This window comes from Nitratidesulfovibrio sp. D1, assembly GCF_051133415.1.
Lineage (GTDB): Bacteria > Desulfobacterota > Desulfovibrionia > Desulfovibrionales > Desulfovibrionaceae > Cupidesulfovibrio.
This window is the reverse complement of sequence record NZ_JBPGNZ010000009.1, coordinates 69,353-84,244: the sequence shown is the minus strand read 5'-3', so window position 1 is coordinate 84,244 and position 14,892 is coordinate 69,353. Positions and strand designations below refer to the sequence as shown.

Genomic DNA, 14,892 nt, shown 5'->3' with positions numbered 1-14,892 from the left:
GGTCTTCCATAACAAATCAAAAGGAGTTTTTCTTACACCACCATAGCTGTAAGCATACGAGAACCCCGCGCATAGCGCGGGGTTTTCTACATACAAAAAGCCGTAACCAGCAGTACTGGTTACGGCTTCATGTCCGATGGTGCCGAGGAAGGGACTCGAACCCTTACAGGATTTCTCCCACTACCCCCTCAAGATAGCGTGTCTACCAATTCCACCACCTCGGCACGGGGTTGGCGCGAGGCGCGCCGAAACTTGCGATGCTAGTTGGACTTCTGCTCGGCCGGGGCGGCGGGAGCGGGAGCGGCAGGCGCGACTGGCGCAGCGGGGGCGGACTGCACGTCTTCCAGCTTCACGTCCAGGATGGTCGAATCGTCGGATTTGCGGCTGCTGGTGAGCACGTTGTACGACAGCGACGTGATGATGAACAGGACCGCCAGGAAGGCGGTCAGCTTGGCAAGCATGCCGCCGGCGCCAGTGCTGCCGAACAGCGAGGTGTTGCCGCCGCCGAAGATCACGCCCATGCCTTCCTTGCCGGACTGAAGCAGCACCAGCACGATCAGGGCAAGACACGCGACCACATGCAGGGTCAGGATCAGGGTCTGCACCGTACTCTCCTTGTGAAAACTCCGCGCCGCGGCACGGCTTACGCCAAAATGATGCGGCTGAACGAGTCAGCCTGCAAAGAAGCGCCTCCTACCAAGACACCGTCCACATTGTCAAGGGCAATGATTTCACGGGCGTTGTCGGGCTTGACGCTGCCGCCGTACAGGATGCGCACCGCCCTGCCCGCCTCGCCGAAGCGGGCCACCAGCAACTGGCGCACCAGGGCATGGGCCTCGACGATTTCCGGCGGCCCGGCCACCTTGCCGGTTCCGATGGCCCACACCGGCTCGTAGGCCACGGCGATGGCGCCGGGCACCGCGTCCCCCTTCACCCCGGCAAGCCCGGTGGCCAGTTGGCGCTCCAGCACTTCGGCCAGGCGGCCCGCCTCGCGCTCGTCGATGGTCTCGCCGATGCACAGCACCACCTTGAGCCCGGCGCCGATGCTGAACGCGGTCTTGGCCCCCACCAGTTCGTCGCTTTCACCGATGATGTGGCGGCGCTCGGAGTGGCCGGTGAGCACCCAGGCACACCCGCAGTCCATGAGCATGGCCGGAGAAACCTCGCCGGTAAAGGCCCCTTCGGCCGCCGGGTACACGTCCTGCCCGCCCACGGAGTAGCCGTCGGCGTGGCGCAGGGCGTCGGCCACGGGCGACAGCGCCGTGAACTGCGGAAAGATCACCACCTCGCGGTCGTCCGGCAGCGTGTCCGCCGTCAGCGCCACCAGCGAGGCGGCGGTGGTCCGCGCTTCTCCGGCGGTCTTGTACATCTTCCAGTTGGCGGCCATGAGCTTCTTCATGCGGGTCTCCGGACGGTGTTGCGTGAAGGGTGGACATTGCAGGACGGGGATGCGCCCCGTCCGAAAAAAATCATGCCTGCAATGGCTGCGGCAGGCCGGATGGCGCGCGCGGCGGCGTGGTCCGCCCTGCGCCCTGCCGGGCGGATGGGACGGCGCGCAGGCTCACCGCGCGCCGGGTTCGGACCCGGTGCAGCCGGGTTCGCGGCTGGCCCAGTCCGCCAGGTCGCATTCGTAGATGATGGCGTCTTCGCCGGTGTCGCCGTAGTAGTGCGGCCGCACGCCCGCGCGGGTGAACCCCAACCCCTCGTACAGGCCGATGGCCGGGACATTGCCGGTGCGGACCTCAAGCACGGCCCTATGTATGCCCATTTTGGCGCCCACTTGCAACAGGATGGCCAGCAGGCGGCGGCCCAGCCCGCGCCGCCGGTGGCCGGGGTGCACGGCCACGTTCAGTATTTCCAGTTCCCCCGCCAGGTGGTACACGGCCACGTACGCCACAAGGCGGCCCGCGTCGCGCAGGCCGAACACCGAAAACACCTGGCGGTCGAAGGCCAGCCGGAACTGCTCCTCGTTCCACGGCGTGGAGAAGCACTGGCGTTCCAGTTCGGCCACCTCGGCGATGTCGCCGGGGCCCAGGCGAAAGAATTCCGGCCGCGCCACGCGCGGGCTCTCGCCGCAACCGGAACGGACAGGAGACTGCATGGGCAAGCGCCCTCCTTCGCGTATGGCGGACGAACCCGCCGGAATGCGCCGCGCTGGCGCCGCCGCCGCACGCGGCCCCAGGGCGGCGCGGGGAAAATCGCGCGGCCGCGCGGGCCTGCGCCGCACCCCCGGCGACAGGCCGGGGCACCCGGACGACGCGTTCCCCGCCGACGGGGTCGAATACCTGGAAATCACCGACGAGCGCGACCGGCCGCTGATGGTTATGCCCATCGCCGAGGCGCGCCGCCAGACGTTGCGCCACCGGGTGGTGCTGGTCATGCTGCATGACGCCGAAGGCCGTGTCTACCTGCAGAAACGCGGCGCGAACAAGCACCTGTACCCCGGCCGGTGGGACCTTTCGGCCACCGGGCACGTGCGGGCCGGGGAATCGCGCGAGGACGCGGCCCTGCGCGAACTGCGCGAGGAACTGGACATCGCCGCCGTGCGCCTGATCCGCCGGGCCGAGATACCGGCCACGGAAGAAACCGGATTCGCCCACATCACCCTGTTCGCGGCCGGGCCCGCCGGAGAAACGCCCCGTCCCAATCCGGACGAGGTGGCCGATGGCATGTTCGTGGATGCCGACGAACTTGGTGCGCTGCTTGAACATTTCCGGGACATGCTGACGCCCGCGCTGATCTGGGCCACGGAACGCGGCGACGTGTTCCGGGACATGCCCTCTCTGCCCGTGCCGGAGGACGCCGCGGACGGTCCGGAACCGGACCGGCATGCCCTGCCCTGACAGGGCTACAGCCGCAGGATTTCGCGCATGGCCTCGTGCACCCGGCCGTTGCTGGCCAGGATGCCCTCGTTGGCGAAATCGTAGGGCGCGCCGTCGAACCCGGTGACGCGCCCGCCCGCCTCCTCCACCAGCAGCCAGCCCGCCGCCGTGTCCCACGGCTTCAGGTCCGCCTCGTAGAAGGCGTCGAACCGTCCGGCCGCCAGGAAGGCCAGATCCACGGCGGCGGCCCCGCAGCGGCGCACGCCGCGCGTGGCCAGCATCGCCTTGCGCAACCGGGCCATCACCGTGTCCACCTTCTCCTCGATGGTATAGGGGAAGCCGGTGGCCACCAGCACCTGCTCCAGGTCTTCGCTGGCGGAAACGTGCAGCGGCGCGCCGTCGAGAAAGGCCCCGCCGCCCCGCACCGCCCAGAAGCATTCGCCCAGGGCCGGGACGTTGACGATGCCGAGTTCCACCCGCCCCTCGTGCCACAGCCCCACCGAGGTGCCCACGAAGGGCAGCGCGTGGGCGAAGTTGGTGGTGCCGTCGATGGGGTCGATGATCCAGCAGGTGCCGCGCGGCTCGCGCGAGGTGGCGCTTTCCTCGGCCAGAAAGGTGGCGCCGGGCGCCACGTCCTTCAAGCGGTCCTTGAGAAAGACCTCCACGGCCAGGTCGGTTTCGGTCACGAGGTCGGCGCGCGCCTTGAAGCGTATGGCGCGCGGCTTGCGCCAGTGGTCCATGACCAGAACGCCGCTTTCGCGCACGATGTCGAGGATGCGGGGCAGGTGCGCCGCGAAAGGGGAAGCGGAAGCGCCGGAGCCGGAGGGGGTGACGGAAGGCTGGCCAAAAGACTGTACGGACATGGTGGCTCGCTGCGGGCGGCATGTGGCCGACGCCCGGTGCTGCGGCGCGGACGGCGGACAGGCGGGCGCGGCGATGCGCCGGGCCCGGCCCGGCCCGGCGGTCCGCCATGCCCTGCGCCTAGTTGATGTATACGCGGCCGTAGAACCTGCGGTCGTCCAGGGTGCGGCCGGTGCCGCGCACCACGGTGGTCAGCGGGTCGTCGTCGATGATGACCTTCAGGCGCGTCTCGCGCGAGACCAGCGCGCCCAGGCCCTTCAGCAGCGCGCCCCCGCCCGCCAGCAGCATGCCGTTGCTGGCGATGTCGGCGGAAAGTTCGGGCGGGGTCTTTTCCAGCGCTTTGCGGATGGCCATGACGATGACGCGCACCGGCTCCTGCAGGGCCTCGCGCATGTGGCCGTCGGTGACGCGCACCACCTTGGGGGTGCCGCTCACCATGTCCTTGCCGGACACCTCGACCATCAGCTGTTCCGGCAGCGGAAAGGCCGAGCCGATGGCCATCTTGATGCGCTCGGCGGTGTTCTCGCCGATGAGCAGTTGGAATTCTTCCTTGAAGTAGCGCTGCACCGCCTGGTTCATGGCGTCGCCCGCCACGCGCACCGATTCGGCGTAGGCCACGGCGGACAGGGTGATCACCGCCACTTCCGTGGTGCCGCCGCCGATGTCCACCACCATGTTGCCCAGCGGTTCGTGGATGGGCAGGTTGGCCCCGATGGCTGCGGCCATGGGCTCCTCCACCAGGCGCACGTCGCGCGCGCCGGCCTGGTGGGCCGATTCGATGACCGCGCGCTTCTCCACCTGGGTGATGCCCGTGGGCACGCAGATGACGATGCCCGGCTTGACCAGGGAAAAGCCGCTGATGACCTTGCGGATGAAGAAGGCGATCATCTGCCGCGTCACCTCGAAGTCGGCGATGACGCCGTCCTTCATGGGGCGGATGGCGCGGATGCGCTTGGGCGTGCGGCCCAGGAATTCCTTGGCCTCGCGCCCCACCGCGAGCACGGTGTTGCGGTCGGTTTCCAGGGCGACCACCGAAGGTTCGTTCAGCACGATGCCTTCGGCCCGGGTGTACAGCAGCGTGTTGGCCGTACCCAGGTCCATGGCCAGGTCCTTGCCCAGGAAGCCGAACAGTCTGCGCAGCATCTGGTCGCTCTCGCGGTTGCGGTGTCGGTCGTCGATGCCCGTCGTCCGGATCAGTCGTCGGTGTCCGATTCGGGGCGGTCGTGCGGGACGGGCGCGGGCACGCGGCGTTCCAGCCGGGCCTTGGGCAGCAGTTCGCGCAGCCTGCTCTTCAGGTACAGGTTTTCCAGGAACAGGGCCAGGTGGTCCACCGACATGCGGGTGAAGGCGCGCAGGTCGTCGGGGATGACGCGCGGCTCGCCGTGGCCCAGGCACAGCACCCCGCGCGTGACCTTGTTGATCATCAGCGGCAGGCACATCACCGAACTGAAGGCGGGCATGTGCGCCCCCTTGCCGAACAGCGGGGCCATGGGCGCGCCGTCGGTGCCTTCGGTGAACACCGGGGCGTCGTTGCGGAACACCCAGCCCACGATGCCGTTGCCGATGGGGTACATGGGCGCGTCGCCCTTGCCCAGCAGCAGCGGGTGGCTTTCGCCTTCCAGGATGTAGTTCTGCCCGTCGCCGTCGCGGGCGGCGAACAGCGCGTGGTCGAAGCCGGTGGCCTCGGCCATCAGGCGCAGGAATTCGGCCAGGAACTGCGGCCAGCGGCTGATGCGGCCGCGCAGTTCGCTGATCACCTGCAACGCCGCGTAGTAGCGGGTCAGGCTGGCCTGGCCGGCCCCCCGGCAGACCACGCCCTCGACGCCGGAGATGAGTTCGGCGAACAGTTGCAGGATCTTCTGGTCCTTGTCGGAAAAGGAGTACTGCCGCTTGCTGTCGATGCACAGCGCGCCGCCGCCCGGCACCGGGCAGCCCATGAAGGCCTTGATGGTAGCCTCCTCGTTGCTGCGGTAGTAGCCGAGGTGGCTCTGGCGCTGGTCGAAGTTGTTGACCAGCAGCGGTTCGCGGTTGCGGATGATCCAGCCCACCAGGCCGCGCCCCGGCGCAATGGACGTGCCCGTGTCCACCATGTCGCCCAGGCTGAAGCTGGCGGCAAGGCGGTGCAACTGGTTGTCGCGGTCCAGCGCGGCGGCGGCCGCCGCCGTGGCGGCGCCGGCTGAAAGGTCGTCCGCGCCTTCGGCGCCTCCGGCGTCGGGCAGGAAGAGCACGGCGGAATACGCGTCGAACACGCTGCAAATGATGGCAAGGATGCGTTCGTGGCAACGTTGGCTGTTCATATCCGGTTCCTCTCCGGCCCCGTGCGGCGGCCGGAGTTCATGGCGTATGGCGTGCGGCCCGGCCGGAATCCGGCGGGGGCGCATGCGTTGGGCGAAGCGGGGGCGGGTGTCAGCCTATCCCCGCACGGTGCCGCCCGCAAGGGGGCGGACGGTCATGCACCAGCGTGCGGCGGCGTACCGCAGTACGGCATTGCGGCCCGGTTGCCCGTTTCAACCGGTGCCTTAACAAAGCCTGGCAGGTTCCCGCAACAGCCGCACGCCCGCCACAGCCCCGCGTGGCGCGGCGTCCGGGGTGCGCGGACACCGCAAAACCCTTGTGCGCGAGCCCTTGCCCGTCACATTATGGTAGAATTTTTTTAGAAAAAAAAATAGGCTCGGGTATCGCAAAGGGGCAACTGCAATCCGTCCCGCCATACCGGAGGGGAATGGCGGAACGCCGCGTGCATCGGGACAGCGCATGAAGATCACCCTGAAAAACGCCTTCAGCAAGGGCGAATTCGTCTACCGCGAGGACGGGCTGCTGTCCGAACCGGTGGAGCTTACGTCGCTTGCCCGGCTGAAGCGCTTTCTCGACGTGGTGCACGTCAAGCAGTGCCTGTTGCGCCCCTTTTTCGAGCAGGCCGACTACCCGCTGGTGGAATCGCGCGAGCTGCTGCCCTCGTTCGAGGCGGACCTGTGGGAATACAAGCAGTTGCCCGGCTTCAGCATCGTGGCCTTCGAGCGGCCGGTCAACTACTTCCAGGAAGTCTTCCAGTTCGACATCCTGCACCCGGTGCTGGATACGGCCAGCGTGGCCGACGGCGCCTCGTGCCCGCTGGAATCGCAGGTCATCGCCCGCAACGTGCAGGCCATGCAGACCCGCCTGCCCAAGGCGTTCCAGGAATCCTTCCGCCAGCGCTTCGGACGGTTCGACACCTCGGTGCTCGACTACTACCCGGCGCTGATGCCCTTTCTGCTGGCCATGGACCGGGCGCAGGTCTTCGCGCTGGACAGCTTCGGCCATTTCCACCTGGGCGGGGTGTACGCCTCGTTCCCGTCCGACCTCGACAGCGAGATCAAGCGCTTCGGCATGCGCATCGGCAAGTTCGAGGTGGGCGACAACGAGATGTACGAGCGCAACCGCCTGTTTGTGTACCAGTATCTGATGGAACTGTACGGCTTTCCCATCGTGTCCGAGCGGCGCACCTCCGGCGCGCTGTTCGCGCGGCGGCTGCACAAGATGGGCGAGCGGTTCATGATCCGCGTGCTGGGCCAGTCGGACCGCACCATCACCACCATGATGGGCGAGGGCGATTCGCGCCCCTACCCCCGCGTGGAAAAGCTGGCCCTGGTGCGCGTGGACGCCGACCAGGAAGAAGCCCTGCGCGCCATCGACGAGGCGGGCTATTTCCTGGACCGCGAGCGGCGGGTGGTCATCCTGCGGGTGACCTACCGGCAGCACAAGTTCAACCCCGACAACGTGCGGCAGGACCGCGCCTTGTCCGTGGAATCGCAGGAAGTGATCCATCCGGTAACAGGGCAGGTGCTGGGCGACCTGAACATCATCAAGGACGCCACCAACATGTTCCTGCGCCTGAACGACATAACCCGGGGCGAATACACGGGCAGGATCATCTACAAGCGCAACGAGATCGTCGAAAACACCGATACGGACGAGAAGCGCCTGAAGTTCCTGTACGCCTGGCTGTCCAAGCACCAGCGCCGCATCATCGGCTACAGCGACGAATTCTTCGCCAACGTCATCAAGGTGCTGGACAACTACCTGCTCTCGCCGGACAACTACGAGGCCTTCGGGCACCTGCACGACCTCTACCAGGAGGTCTGGGCCAAATACAGCTACATCCAGCAGGCCCGCAAGGTGCGCTACCTCGAGGACATCCAGGACCGCGAGTACCGGGGCGAGCGCATCGGCTACCGGCGCATGCTGGCCGAGGCGGTGCAGTTGCTGCACGGGCTGAAGTTCGAGATCGTCAGCTATTTCGACACGCTGGTTTCCAGCGTCATCGCCATCGGCGAAAACATGCTGAACGACCGCTACCTGCTGCGCACCTACATCGAAAAGCGCGACGACGAACTGACCCCCGGGGGCCTGGAGATCAAGCGCAACTACGGCAAGCTGGTGGCGCTGGTGGACGAGTTCCGGGCCATCCAGCGCACCCGCAAGACCGCCGCGTAGCGCGCCGCCGCGCGACTGCCCTCCCCGCCATGGCGCCAGCCGGTTGCCGCAAATCCCTTCTCGCGCTATTCCTGTCGCGCGCCGCACGGCGCACCCGAATTTCCGCCCCGGACGCAAGACCGCCTTGCCCCGGCGCAGCGCGCCTCCATACCACATGACCGCGCCAACCCCCAACGGAGACACGAAGGAGCACACCTTGCCGGACCTGCTGCAAACCCCGCTTTCCGCGTGGCACCGGGCCGCCGGGGCCAAGATGGCCCCCTTCGCCGGGTGGGACATGCCCATCCAGTACCCCACCGGCATCATCGCCGAGCACGTGCAGACGCGTGAATCCGCCGCCCTGTTCGACATCTGCCACATGGGTGAATTCACCTTGCGCGGCCCCGGCGCGCGCGAGGCGCTGTCCCGCGCCGTCAGCCACAACCTGGAAACGCTGAAGCCCGGCCGCTGCCGCTACGGCTTCCTGCTGAACGACAAGGGCGGCATCCTGGACGACCTCATCGTCTACTGCCTGGCGGAGGACGACTATATGCTGGTGGTCAACGGCGCCTGCACGGAAGGCGACTTCGCCGCCCTGCGCTCCCGCCTGCCCGACGCGCTGGTCTTCGAGGACATTTCCGCCCGCACCGCCAAGCTCGACCTGCAAGGGCCGAAATCGTTCGACGTGCTGGAAGCGGTGCTGGGCGAAAGCTTCCGCGACCTGCCCTACTTCGGCTTCCGCTCCGTGACCTTCGGCGGCGCGCCGCTGCTGGTCAGCCGCACCGGCTACACCGGCGAACTGGGCGTGGAACTGTACCTGCCCTGGGACAAGGCCGAAGCCCTGTGGACCGCCCTGCTGGCCGACGAGCGCGTGAAGCCCGCGGGTCTCGGCGCGCGCGACACCCTGCGCCTGGAAGTGGGGCTGCCCCTGTACGGCCACGACCTGGACGACACCCACACCCCGGCGGAAGCGGGCTACGCCGCCATGCTGACCAACCCCGCCGACTACGTGGGCAAGGGCGCGGACCGCGACGTGCGCGAGCCGTTGGTGGCGCTGTCCATTCCCGGCCGCCGCAGCGCCCGCCACGGCGACGTGGTGGCCCTGCCCGACGGCACCGAGGTGGGCGTGGTGACCAGCGGGTCGTTCGCGCCGTCGCTGGGCTATGCCGTGGCCCTGGCCCGCGTGGCCGCCGCCCATGCCGAGGCCCCGGCCTTCGTGGTCAAGGCCGCCAGGGTGGAACTGGAAGCCACCCGCGCGGGGCTGCCGTTCTATACGCAGGGAACTGCGCGCGCGAAGCTGATCTAGCGCGCGGCGTCTTTTTCCTGCTGGCTTCGTCAAACGCTGCCTGCCAGTTCGGTCACGTACGCAAAAAGTACGCTCCCTTCTGGCAGGCGCGTTTTCCTTGCCAGCAGAAAAAATCCTGCCGCGCGCCACGTTGTGCCGGAACCTCGCCAATCCTTCCCACTTCCCCGGAGCCACACCATGCGCACCTTTTTCCTGCCGCCCGAACGCTGGGCCGAACCGTACCTGCTCGACGGGCAGGAGGCCCGCCATCTGGTCAAGGTGGTGCGGGTGCGCGAGGGCGACACGGTGCGCCTGCTGGACGGCCGGGGACGCGAGGGCGAATTCCGGATCACGGCCACGGAAAAGGCCCTGGTGCGTCTTGAACCGCTGTCCGTCACCGAGCATCCGGCCCCGGCATCGCAGGCGGTGCTGGCCATGGGCTGGGGCAAGGAGGTGCGGCGCGGCTGGCTGATGGAAAAGGCGGTGGAACTGGAGGCGGGCGGCGTCTGGCTGTGGCAGGCCGAGCGCAGCCAGTCGCGCGTGCCCGGGGAAACCCGCGAATCGTGGCGCGCCCAGATGGAGGCCGGGGCCAAGCAGAGCCGCAACCCGTGGCTGCCGGAACTGCGCACCCTGCCCGGCGGCGTGGCCGAACTGGCCGAAGCCAGCCGCGATTTCGCCAAACGGTTCATCCTGTGGGAAGGCGACACCGGCGGCGTGCTGCTGGGCCCCGAAGACCTCGGCCAGCCGGGGCGCACCCTGTTCGTGGTGGGGCCGGAGGGCGGCTTTTCCGACCGCGAGGTGGCCACCCTGCTGGAATCCGGCATGCAGGCGGTCAGCCTTGGCGACCGCGTGCTGCGCTGGGAAACGGCGGCCATGCTCTGCCTGGGGCTGCACTGGTGGGCCCGGCAGGGGCGATAGGCCCGGCGTTTCTTTCCGGCGGGCCCGGACGACAGCCTGCACACCCCTGTCCCGAGCCGCGCACCCGCCTTTTCCTCACGCGGCGGGCCTGATACACAGGACTCCAGCCGCAGGCTCATCCTTTCGTCTTCTTGCCCGGCCACATTTCCGGAGACCATGACGTGACCCTGAAGCAGCCCCTGCCGGAACGCATCCGGCCCAGCACCCTCGACGGCTTCGTGGGCCAGACCCACCTTACGCCGCGCATTGCCGCATTGCTGCGCGCCGAACGGCTGCCCAGCCTGCTGCTGTTCGGTCCGCCGGGGTGCGGCAAGTCCACGCTGGCCCTGCTGCTGGCCAACGCCCACGGCACCAAGGTGCTGCGCCTCAGCGCGCCCGAGGCCGGGTTGCAGCAGTTGCGCCGCTCGCTGTCCGGGGTGGATGTGCTGGTGCTGGACGAGTTGCACCGGTTTTCCAAGGCTCAGCAGGACTTTTTCCTGCCCATCCTGGAAAGCGGCGAAATCACCATGATCGCCACCACCACCGAGAATCCGTCGTTCAGCGTGACCCGCCAGCTGCTCTCGCGGCTGCACGTCATGCGCCTGCGCCCGCTGGGCCGCGAAGAACTGATGGAACTGGGGCGGCGCGGCGGCGCGGCGCAAGAAGCTCCGCTGGACGAGGACGTGCTGGACTTCCTGTCCGGCATGGCCCACGGCGACGCCCGCGCCATGCTGAACCTGGTGGAGTATGTGGCCGGGCTGCCCGCCGACAACCGGGGCCTCGACGCCGTGCGCGCGGCCATGCCCGAGATCGTCAGCCGCCACGACAAGGACGGCGACAGCCACTACGAACTTGCCTCGGCGCTCATCAAGTCCATTCGCGGCAGCGACCCGGACGCGGCGCTGTACTACCTGGCCTGCCTGCTGGAAGGCGGCGAGGACCCGCGCTTCGTCTGCCGCAGGCTCATCCTTTCCGCGTCCGAGGACGTGGGCCTGGCCGACCCGCAGGCCCTGCCGCTGGCCGTGGCCTGCCAGCAGGCCGTGGAGTTCACGGGCATGCCGGAAGGGTTCATCCCCATGGCGGAAACCGTGGTGTACCTGGCCCTGGCCCGCAAGAGCAATTCCAGCTACGCCGCCTATATCAACGCCCTGCGCGAGGTGAAGTTGAACGGCCCGCAGCCGGTGCCCATGCACCTGCGCAACGCCGCCACCAAGCTGCAAAAGGACTGGGGCTACGGCAAGGGCTACAAGTACCCCCACAACTACCCCGACGGCTGGATCGAACAGGACTACCTGCCCGACGGCCTGACGGAGCGCCGTTTCTACCAGCCCAGGGAACACGGGGACGAGCAGCGGTTGACCAACTGGTGGCGCAGGCTGGCCCGCCAGCGCAAGCCGCGTCCGGAATAGCACCGCCACGCCTGCCGCCAAGGCTGCGGCAACACGAACCACCGGAACCACCCATGCCCGAAACCATGCCATGCTACTCCATCGTCACCCCCAGCCGGGGCGACCGCCCGGTAGCCCTGGGCCTTGCCATCGACAGCGTGCGCACGGCCATGGAACAGGCCGGGCTGTCCCCGGCCGACGTGGAAATGCTGGTGGGCTTCGACGGCGTGAAGGGCGAACGGGTGCGGCCGGACGCCTTCGTGCGCTGGTACGACTTCCGGCCCGACAAGGACTACGGCAACGCCATCCGCAACGGCCTGATGCGCGCCGCGCGCGGCCGCCGCATCCTGTTCCTGGACGACGACAACTCGCTGACGCCGGACGCCTTCCTCATATACGAAGCATACCCGGACGCGGACCTGCTCATCGCCCGCATTGACGTGAGCCGGGCGCACAAGGCTCCCTACCTGCCGGTTATCGAGGAAGGCCGCGACCCGGTGTGGCAGAGCAACATCGACCCGCTGTGCCTGTGCCTGACCCGCGAACTGGCGGTGGTGCGCTGCGACGGCTGGCAGGGCCGCAGCTACGAGGCGGACTACCGCAACATGCTGCGTTACTACCGCCGCGCCCGCAGCGTGCAGTTCACCGACCGCACCGTGGGCATCTACGATTCCGGACGGGGTCTGGACGAGGGCGGCCTGAACTTCCGGCAGGTGAAGAAGGAACAGGAGAACGCCGCCTCCTGACGGCGGACGGGCCCTGCCCGCTCCCGCCGCCCGCGCAGCCTGCACAAAGGTATTTCCCTTTCTTTACCGCCGGGATATACGGCGTTGCAGCGCACGCCCGCTCCGCCGGGCACCGCGCACGCACCACACGACCAGCAAGACCGCAAGGGATACGCCACATGACCGACGCCATCGTTCCCGCGCCCGACATGCCCGTGCCGTTCACCGGCGACGCATATACCACCCCGGCCGACGCGGCGGGCCCCATAGCCCGGCTGTTCCCGACGCTGGCCTATTACCCCGTGATGGCGGGCATCGTACGCCGCGCGGCGGCTTCGGCGCTGCGGGGCGACTATCCCCCGGCGGCATGGGTGGGCAGCAGCCTGGAGGTGGTCCGGGCGCTGGAACGCACCGGCGTGCGCCTGCGCATCGAAGGCATGGACCACTTCACGCGGCTGGAGGGGCCGTGCGTGTTCGTGGGCAACCACATGAGCACGCTGGAAACCTTCGTGCTGCCCTCCATCATCCAGCCGCACAAGGACGTGACCTTCGTGGTCAAGCAGAGCCTGGCCGACTACCCCGTCTTCAAGCACGTGCTGCGCACGCGCGACCCCATCACCGTGGGCCGCGTGAACCCGCGCGACGACCTTGCCGCCGTGCTGGAAGGCGGCGAGGAACGGCTGAGGCGGGGCATCTCCATCATCATCTTTCCGCAGGCCACCCGCAGCGACGCCCTGGATCCCAAGACCTTCAACTCCATCGGCGTCAAGCTGGCGCGCCGCGCTGGCGTGCCGGTGGTGCCGCTGGCCCTGAAAACCGATGCCTGGGGCACCGGCTGGCCCATCAAGGACTTCGGCCCCATCCGCCCCCAGCGCACGGTGCACTTCCGCTTTGCCGCCCCGCTTGCCGTCACCGGCAGCGGCAAGGACCAACAGGCGGCCGTGTACGCCTTCATAGAAGGGTGCCTTGCCGAGTGGCGGAACGAAATTCGCGCCATTTCGTCCTGACAGGGATTGAAGTGTTGACACCTGGCCGGGGTGGTACTATTGTCTCCTTGCACTGATTGATTACCCAGTCAGCTTAGGGCGTGATCTGCACCATCCACCCTCCGGTATGCACCTACCGGTCAAGCTCTCCTGGCATCAGTACACTCCTCTCCGAGGCGGCTCCCTTTTACGGGAGCCGTCTTGTTTGATGAGCCAGCCTAAAAGCGGCCGGCTCACCGTACAAGCACTGCTGCCCCCTGTCATGGTACCACGCCAGTCGCCTGGCGGCATACCCCACCGCCCTTGACGCGCCGCACCCGCGATGCTAGTTTTTGTTTGCTTGGCCAAACAAACCGGCCCGACGCACTCCGCCTGCCTCCTTCACGCTTTCCTGGACAGGTACGTCGGTTCCCTCGGTGCGCAAGGTGAGCAACGGAACACTCCTCACGAGACGGCCCCATTGTGGGGCCGTCTTCGTTTTTGCAGCATCCGGTAGCCGGAGTGAATAATTCACATTGGATTGGTCAACCATTCAGCAACATGTCTTTCGCATGCGTACCGCCAATACAACATTTCCGAGGAATCTAGTTGACAAAACCCGCGCCAACCTTTTCACTGTGCGCACAGGCGGCGTTGACTGCCACATGCATGTTAAGCTACACAGATGCAGCCCTTCGCAACCCCTCGCCGGGCCGACAGCGAAGGCACAAGTGTTCCCGGTGTTCCGTCGGGTGCGGGTCCGACGGTTCTTCTGCGGCTCCACGACGAGCATCCGGCCAGCCGGATGCGGAGCCCCTGTATATACACCTCAAGCACTACCACGGGCCGTTGACATGAGCATCTCGAAGAAGGAAGCGTTGCTTCAGGCGGCAAAAGAGCTTTTTGGTGAATACGGCTATGCCGACACCACCTTCAAGAAGATTTCCGAACGTGCCGGAGTGGCCCTTGGGCTGCTCACGCACCATTACGGCAACAAGGAAAAGCTGTTCCTTGCCGCGGGCATCGACGTGCTCGAACAGTTCCTTGGCGTGTTGCGCGACGCCTCCGCCAAGGGCAAGAACGGGTACGAGTCGGTCATCAACTTCTGCACCGCCTACCTCGACTTCTCCATCGACAAGACCTCCAACTGGCTGGTGCTGGTGCGGTGCTCGCCGTACAGCGACATGAAGACCAAAACCGACCGCGACCTGATGTACGAAAAGTTCAACCAGGTCCCGCGCGAACTGGAAGCCCAGTTGCGCCGGGGCATCGAGGACGGCTCCATCCGCCAGTTGCCGGTGCACGAAACGTCCCAGGTCATCATTTCCATGATGGTCGGCGCCAACCGTACCCGCCTGCTGACCCCGTATGCCCCGCCGAACCTGTACGAGGAAGCCATCCGCTTCATCTCGCGCAGCATCGCCCCATAGGGCGCCGCACGCGGATCGGAACAGCAACCGCCCCTCACAACCGCCTCTCAGGGGGCGGTTTTCTTTT

At 67.4% G+C, this 14,892-nt stretch carries 14 protein-coding genes and 1 tRNA gene; 8 read left to right on the top strand and 7 right to left on the bottom strand.

Annotated features, from left to right (window positions below; all coding sequences use genetic code 11):
* Window positions 1-137: 137 nt before the first annotated feature.
* The 4 genes from ACR4XJ_RS15910 to rimI all read right to left on the bottom strand — a co-directional run bounded on the left by ACR4XJ_RS15910 (window position 138) and on the right by rimI (window position 2,101).
* Window positions 138-224 (bottom strand) — tRNA-Leu (locus tag ACR4XJ_RS15910).
* 36 nt (window positions 225-260) lie between these two features.
* Window positions 261-605, bottom strand: a complete 345-nt coding sequence (secG, locus tag ACR4XJ_RS15905) for a preprotein translocase subunit SecG (RefSeq protein WP_434756124.1) — start codon at window positions 603-605, stop codon at window positions 261-263.
* Between the two features lie 38 nt (window positions 606-643).
* Window positions 644-1,399 carry a triose-phosphate isomerase gene (tpiA, locus tag ACR4XJ_RS15900; protein ID WP_434756123.1) on the bottom strand — a complete coding sequence of 252 codons (756 nt, stop codon included), beginning with the start codon at window positions 1,397-1,399 and terminating at the stop codon, window positions 644-646.
* A gap of 162 nt (window positions 1,400-1,561) precedes the next feature.
* On the bottom strand, window positions 1,562-2,101 hold the full coding sequence (rimI, locus tag ACR4XJ_RS15895; protein ID WP_434756122.1) for a ribosomal protein S18-alanine N-acetyltransferase: 540 nt from the start codon (window positions 2,099-2,101) through the stop codon (window positions 1,562-1,564).
* On the opposite strand from rimI, the gene ACR4XJ_RS15890 reads away from it, so the two are divergent.
* Window positions 2,100-2,843 carry an NUDIX hydrolase gene (locus ACR4XJ_RS15890; RefSeq protein ID WP_434756121.1) on the top strand — a complete coding sequence of 248 codons (744 nt, stop codon included), beginning with the start codon at window positions 2,100-2,102 and terminating at the stop codon, window positions 2,841-2,843. The genes rimI and ACR4XJ_RS15890 overlap by 2 nt on opposite strands.
* A 5-nt stretch (window positions 2,844-2,848) precedes the next feature.
* Here ACR4XJ_RS15890 and ACR4XJ_RS15885 read toward each other — a convergent pair whose 3' ends face one another.
* The 3 genes from ACR4XJ_RS15885 to ACR4XJ_RS15875 all read right to left on the bottom strand — a co-directional run bounded on the left by ACR4XJ_RS15885 (window position 2,849) and on the right by ACR4XJ_RS15875 (window position 5,980).
* Window positions 2,849-3,685, bottom strand: a complete 837-nt coding sequence (locus ACR4XJ_RS15885) for an inositol monophosphatase family protein (RefSeq protein ID WP_434756120.1) — start codon at window positions 3,683-3,685, stop codon at window positions 2,849-2,851.
* 118 nt (window positions 3,686-3,803) lie between these two features.
* The gene (locus ACR4XJ_RS15880) at window positions 3,804-4,826 is read right to left on the bottom strand and encodes a rod shape-determining protein (RefSeq protein WP_434756119.1); all 1,023 of its coding nucleotides are present in this window, start codon (window positions 4,824-4,826) and stop codon (window positions 3,804-3,806) included.
* A 50-nt stretch (window positions 4,827-4,876) separates the two neighbouring features.
* Window positions 4,877-5,980, bottom strand: coding sequence for a GAF domain-containing protein (locus tag ACR4XJ_RS15875; protein WP_434756118.1), 1,104 nt, complete (start codon window positions 5,978-5,980; stop codon window positions 4,877-4,879).
* A 457-nt stretch (window positions 5,981-6,437) separates the two neighbouring features.
* Between ACR4XJ_RS15875 and ACR4XJ_RS15870 the strand changes: the two genes are divergently transcribed.
* The 7 genes from ACR4XJ_RS15870 to ACR4XJ_RS15840 all read left to right on the top strand — a co-directional run bounded on the left by ACR4XJ_RS15870 (window position 6,438) and on the right by ACR4XJ_RS15840 (window position 14,825).
* The gene (locus tag ACR4XJ_RS15870; protein WP_434756117.1) at window positions 6,438-8,156 is read left to right on the top strand and encodes a hypothetical protein; all 1,719 of its coding nucleotides are present in this window, start codon (window positions 6,438-6,440) and stop codon (window positions 8,154-8,156) included.
* Window positions 8,157-8,310: 154 nt separating this feature from the next.
* Window positions 8,311-9,441: a glycine cleavage system aminomethyltransferase GcvT gene (gcvT, locus tag ACR4XJ_RS15865; protein ID WP_434756116.1), complete on the top strand. Its 1,131-nt coding sequence runs from the start codon at window positions 8,311-8,313 to the stop codon at window positions 9,439-9,441.
* 177 nt (window positions 9,442-9,618) lie between these two features.
* Entirely contained in the window at window positions 9,619-10,338 is a 720-nt protein-coding gene (locus tag ACR4XJ_RS15860; protein ID WP_434756115.1) for a 16S rRNA (uracil(1498)-N(3))-methyltransferase, read from the top strand.
* A 161-nt stretch (window positions 10,339-10,499) separates the two neighbouring features.
* On the top strand, window positions 10,500-11,726 hold the full coding sequence (locus tag ACR4XJ_RS15855; protein ID WP_434756114.1) for a replication-associated recombination protein A: 1,227 nt from the start codon (window positions 10,500-10,502) through the stop codon (window positions 11,724-11,726).
* A 53-nt stretch (window positions 11,727-11,779) separates the two neighbouring features.
* Entirely contained in the window at window positions 11,780-12,451 is a 672-nt protein-coding gene (locus ACR4XJ_RS15850; protein ID WP_434756113.1) for a glycosyl transferase family 2, read from the top strand.
* 158 nt (window positions 12,452-12,609) lie between these two features.
* Window positions 12,610-13,437, top strand: a complete 828-nt coding sequence (locus ACR4XJ_RS15845; RefSeq protein WP_434756112.1) for a lysophospholipid acyltransferase family protein — start codon at window positions 12,610-12,612, stop codon at window positions 13,435-13,437.
* Window positions 13,438-14,249: 812 nt separating this feature from the next.
* Complete coding sequence (locus tag ACR4XJ_RS15840; protein WP_434756111.1) at window positions 14,250-14,825, top strand: TetR/AcrR family transcriptional regulator; 576 nt, start codon at window positions 14,250-14,252, stop codon at window positions 14,823-14,825.
* Window positions 14,826-14,892 lie beyond the last annotated feature (67 nt).

Coding starts and splice junctions, on each gene's coding strand:
- tpiA (WP_434756123.1), bottom strand. CDS start 1,399: ATGAAGAAGCTCATGGCCGCCAACTGGAAGATGTACAAGACCGCCGGA.
- ACR4XJ_RS15890 (WP_434756121.1), top strand. CDS start 2,100: ATGGGCAAGCGCCCTCCTTCGCGTATGGCGGACGAACCCGCCGGAATG.
- rimI (WP_434756122.1), bottom strand. CDS start 2,101: ATGCAGTCTCCTGTCCGTTCCGGTTGCGGCGAGAGCCCGCGCGTGGCG.
- ACR4XJ_RS15885 (WP_434756120.1), bottom strand. CDS start 3,685: ATGTCCGTACAGTCTTTTGGCCAGCCTTCCGTCACCCCCTCCGGCTCC.
- ACR4XJ_RS15880 (WP_434756119.1), bottom strand. CDS start 4,826: ATGCTGCGCAGACTGTTCGGCTTCCTGGGCAAGGACCTGGCCATGGAC.
- ACR4XJ_RS15875 (WP_434756118.1), bottom strand. CDS start 5,980: ATGAACAGCCAACGTTGCCACGAACGCATCCTTGCCATCATTTGCAGC.
- ACR4XJ_RS15870 (WP_434756117.1), top strand. CDS start 6,438: ATGAAGATCACCCTGAAAAACGCCTTCAGCAAGGGCGAATTCGTCTAC.
- gcvT (WP_434756116.1), top strand. CDS start 8,311: ATGACCGCGCCAACCCCCAACGGAGACACGAAGGAGCACACCTTGCCG.
- ACR4XJ_RS15860 (WP_434756115.1), top strand. CDS start 9,619: ATGCGCACCTTTTTCCTGCCGCCCGAACGCTGGGCCGAACCGTACCTG.
- ACR4XJ_RS15850 (WP_434756113.1), top strand. CDS start 11,780: ATGCCCGAAACCATGCCATGCTACTCCATCGTCACCCCCAGCCGGGGC.
- ACR4XJ_RS15845 (WP_434756112.1), top strand. CDS start 12,610: ATGACCGACGCCATCGTTCCCGCGCCCGACATGCCCGTGCCGTTCACC.
- ACR4XJ_RS15840 (WP_434756111.1), top strand. CDS start 14,250: ATGAGCATCTCGAAGAAGGAAGCGTTGCTTCAGGCGGCAAAAGAGCTT.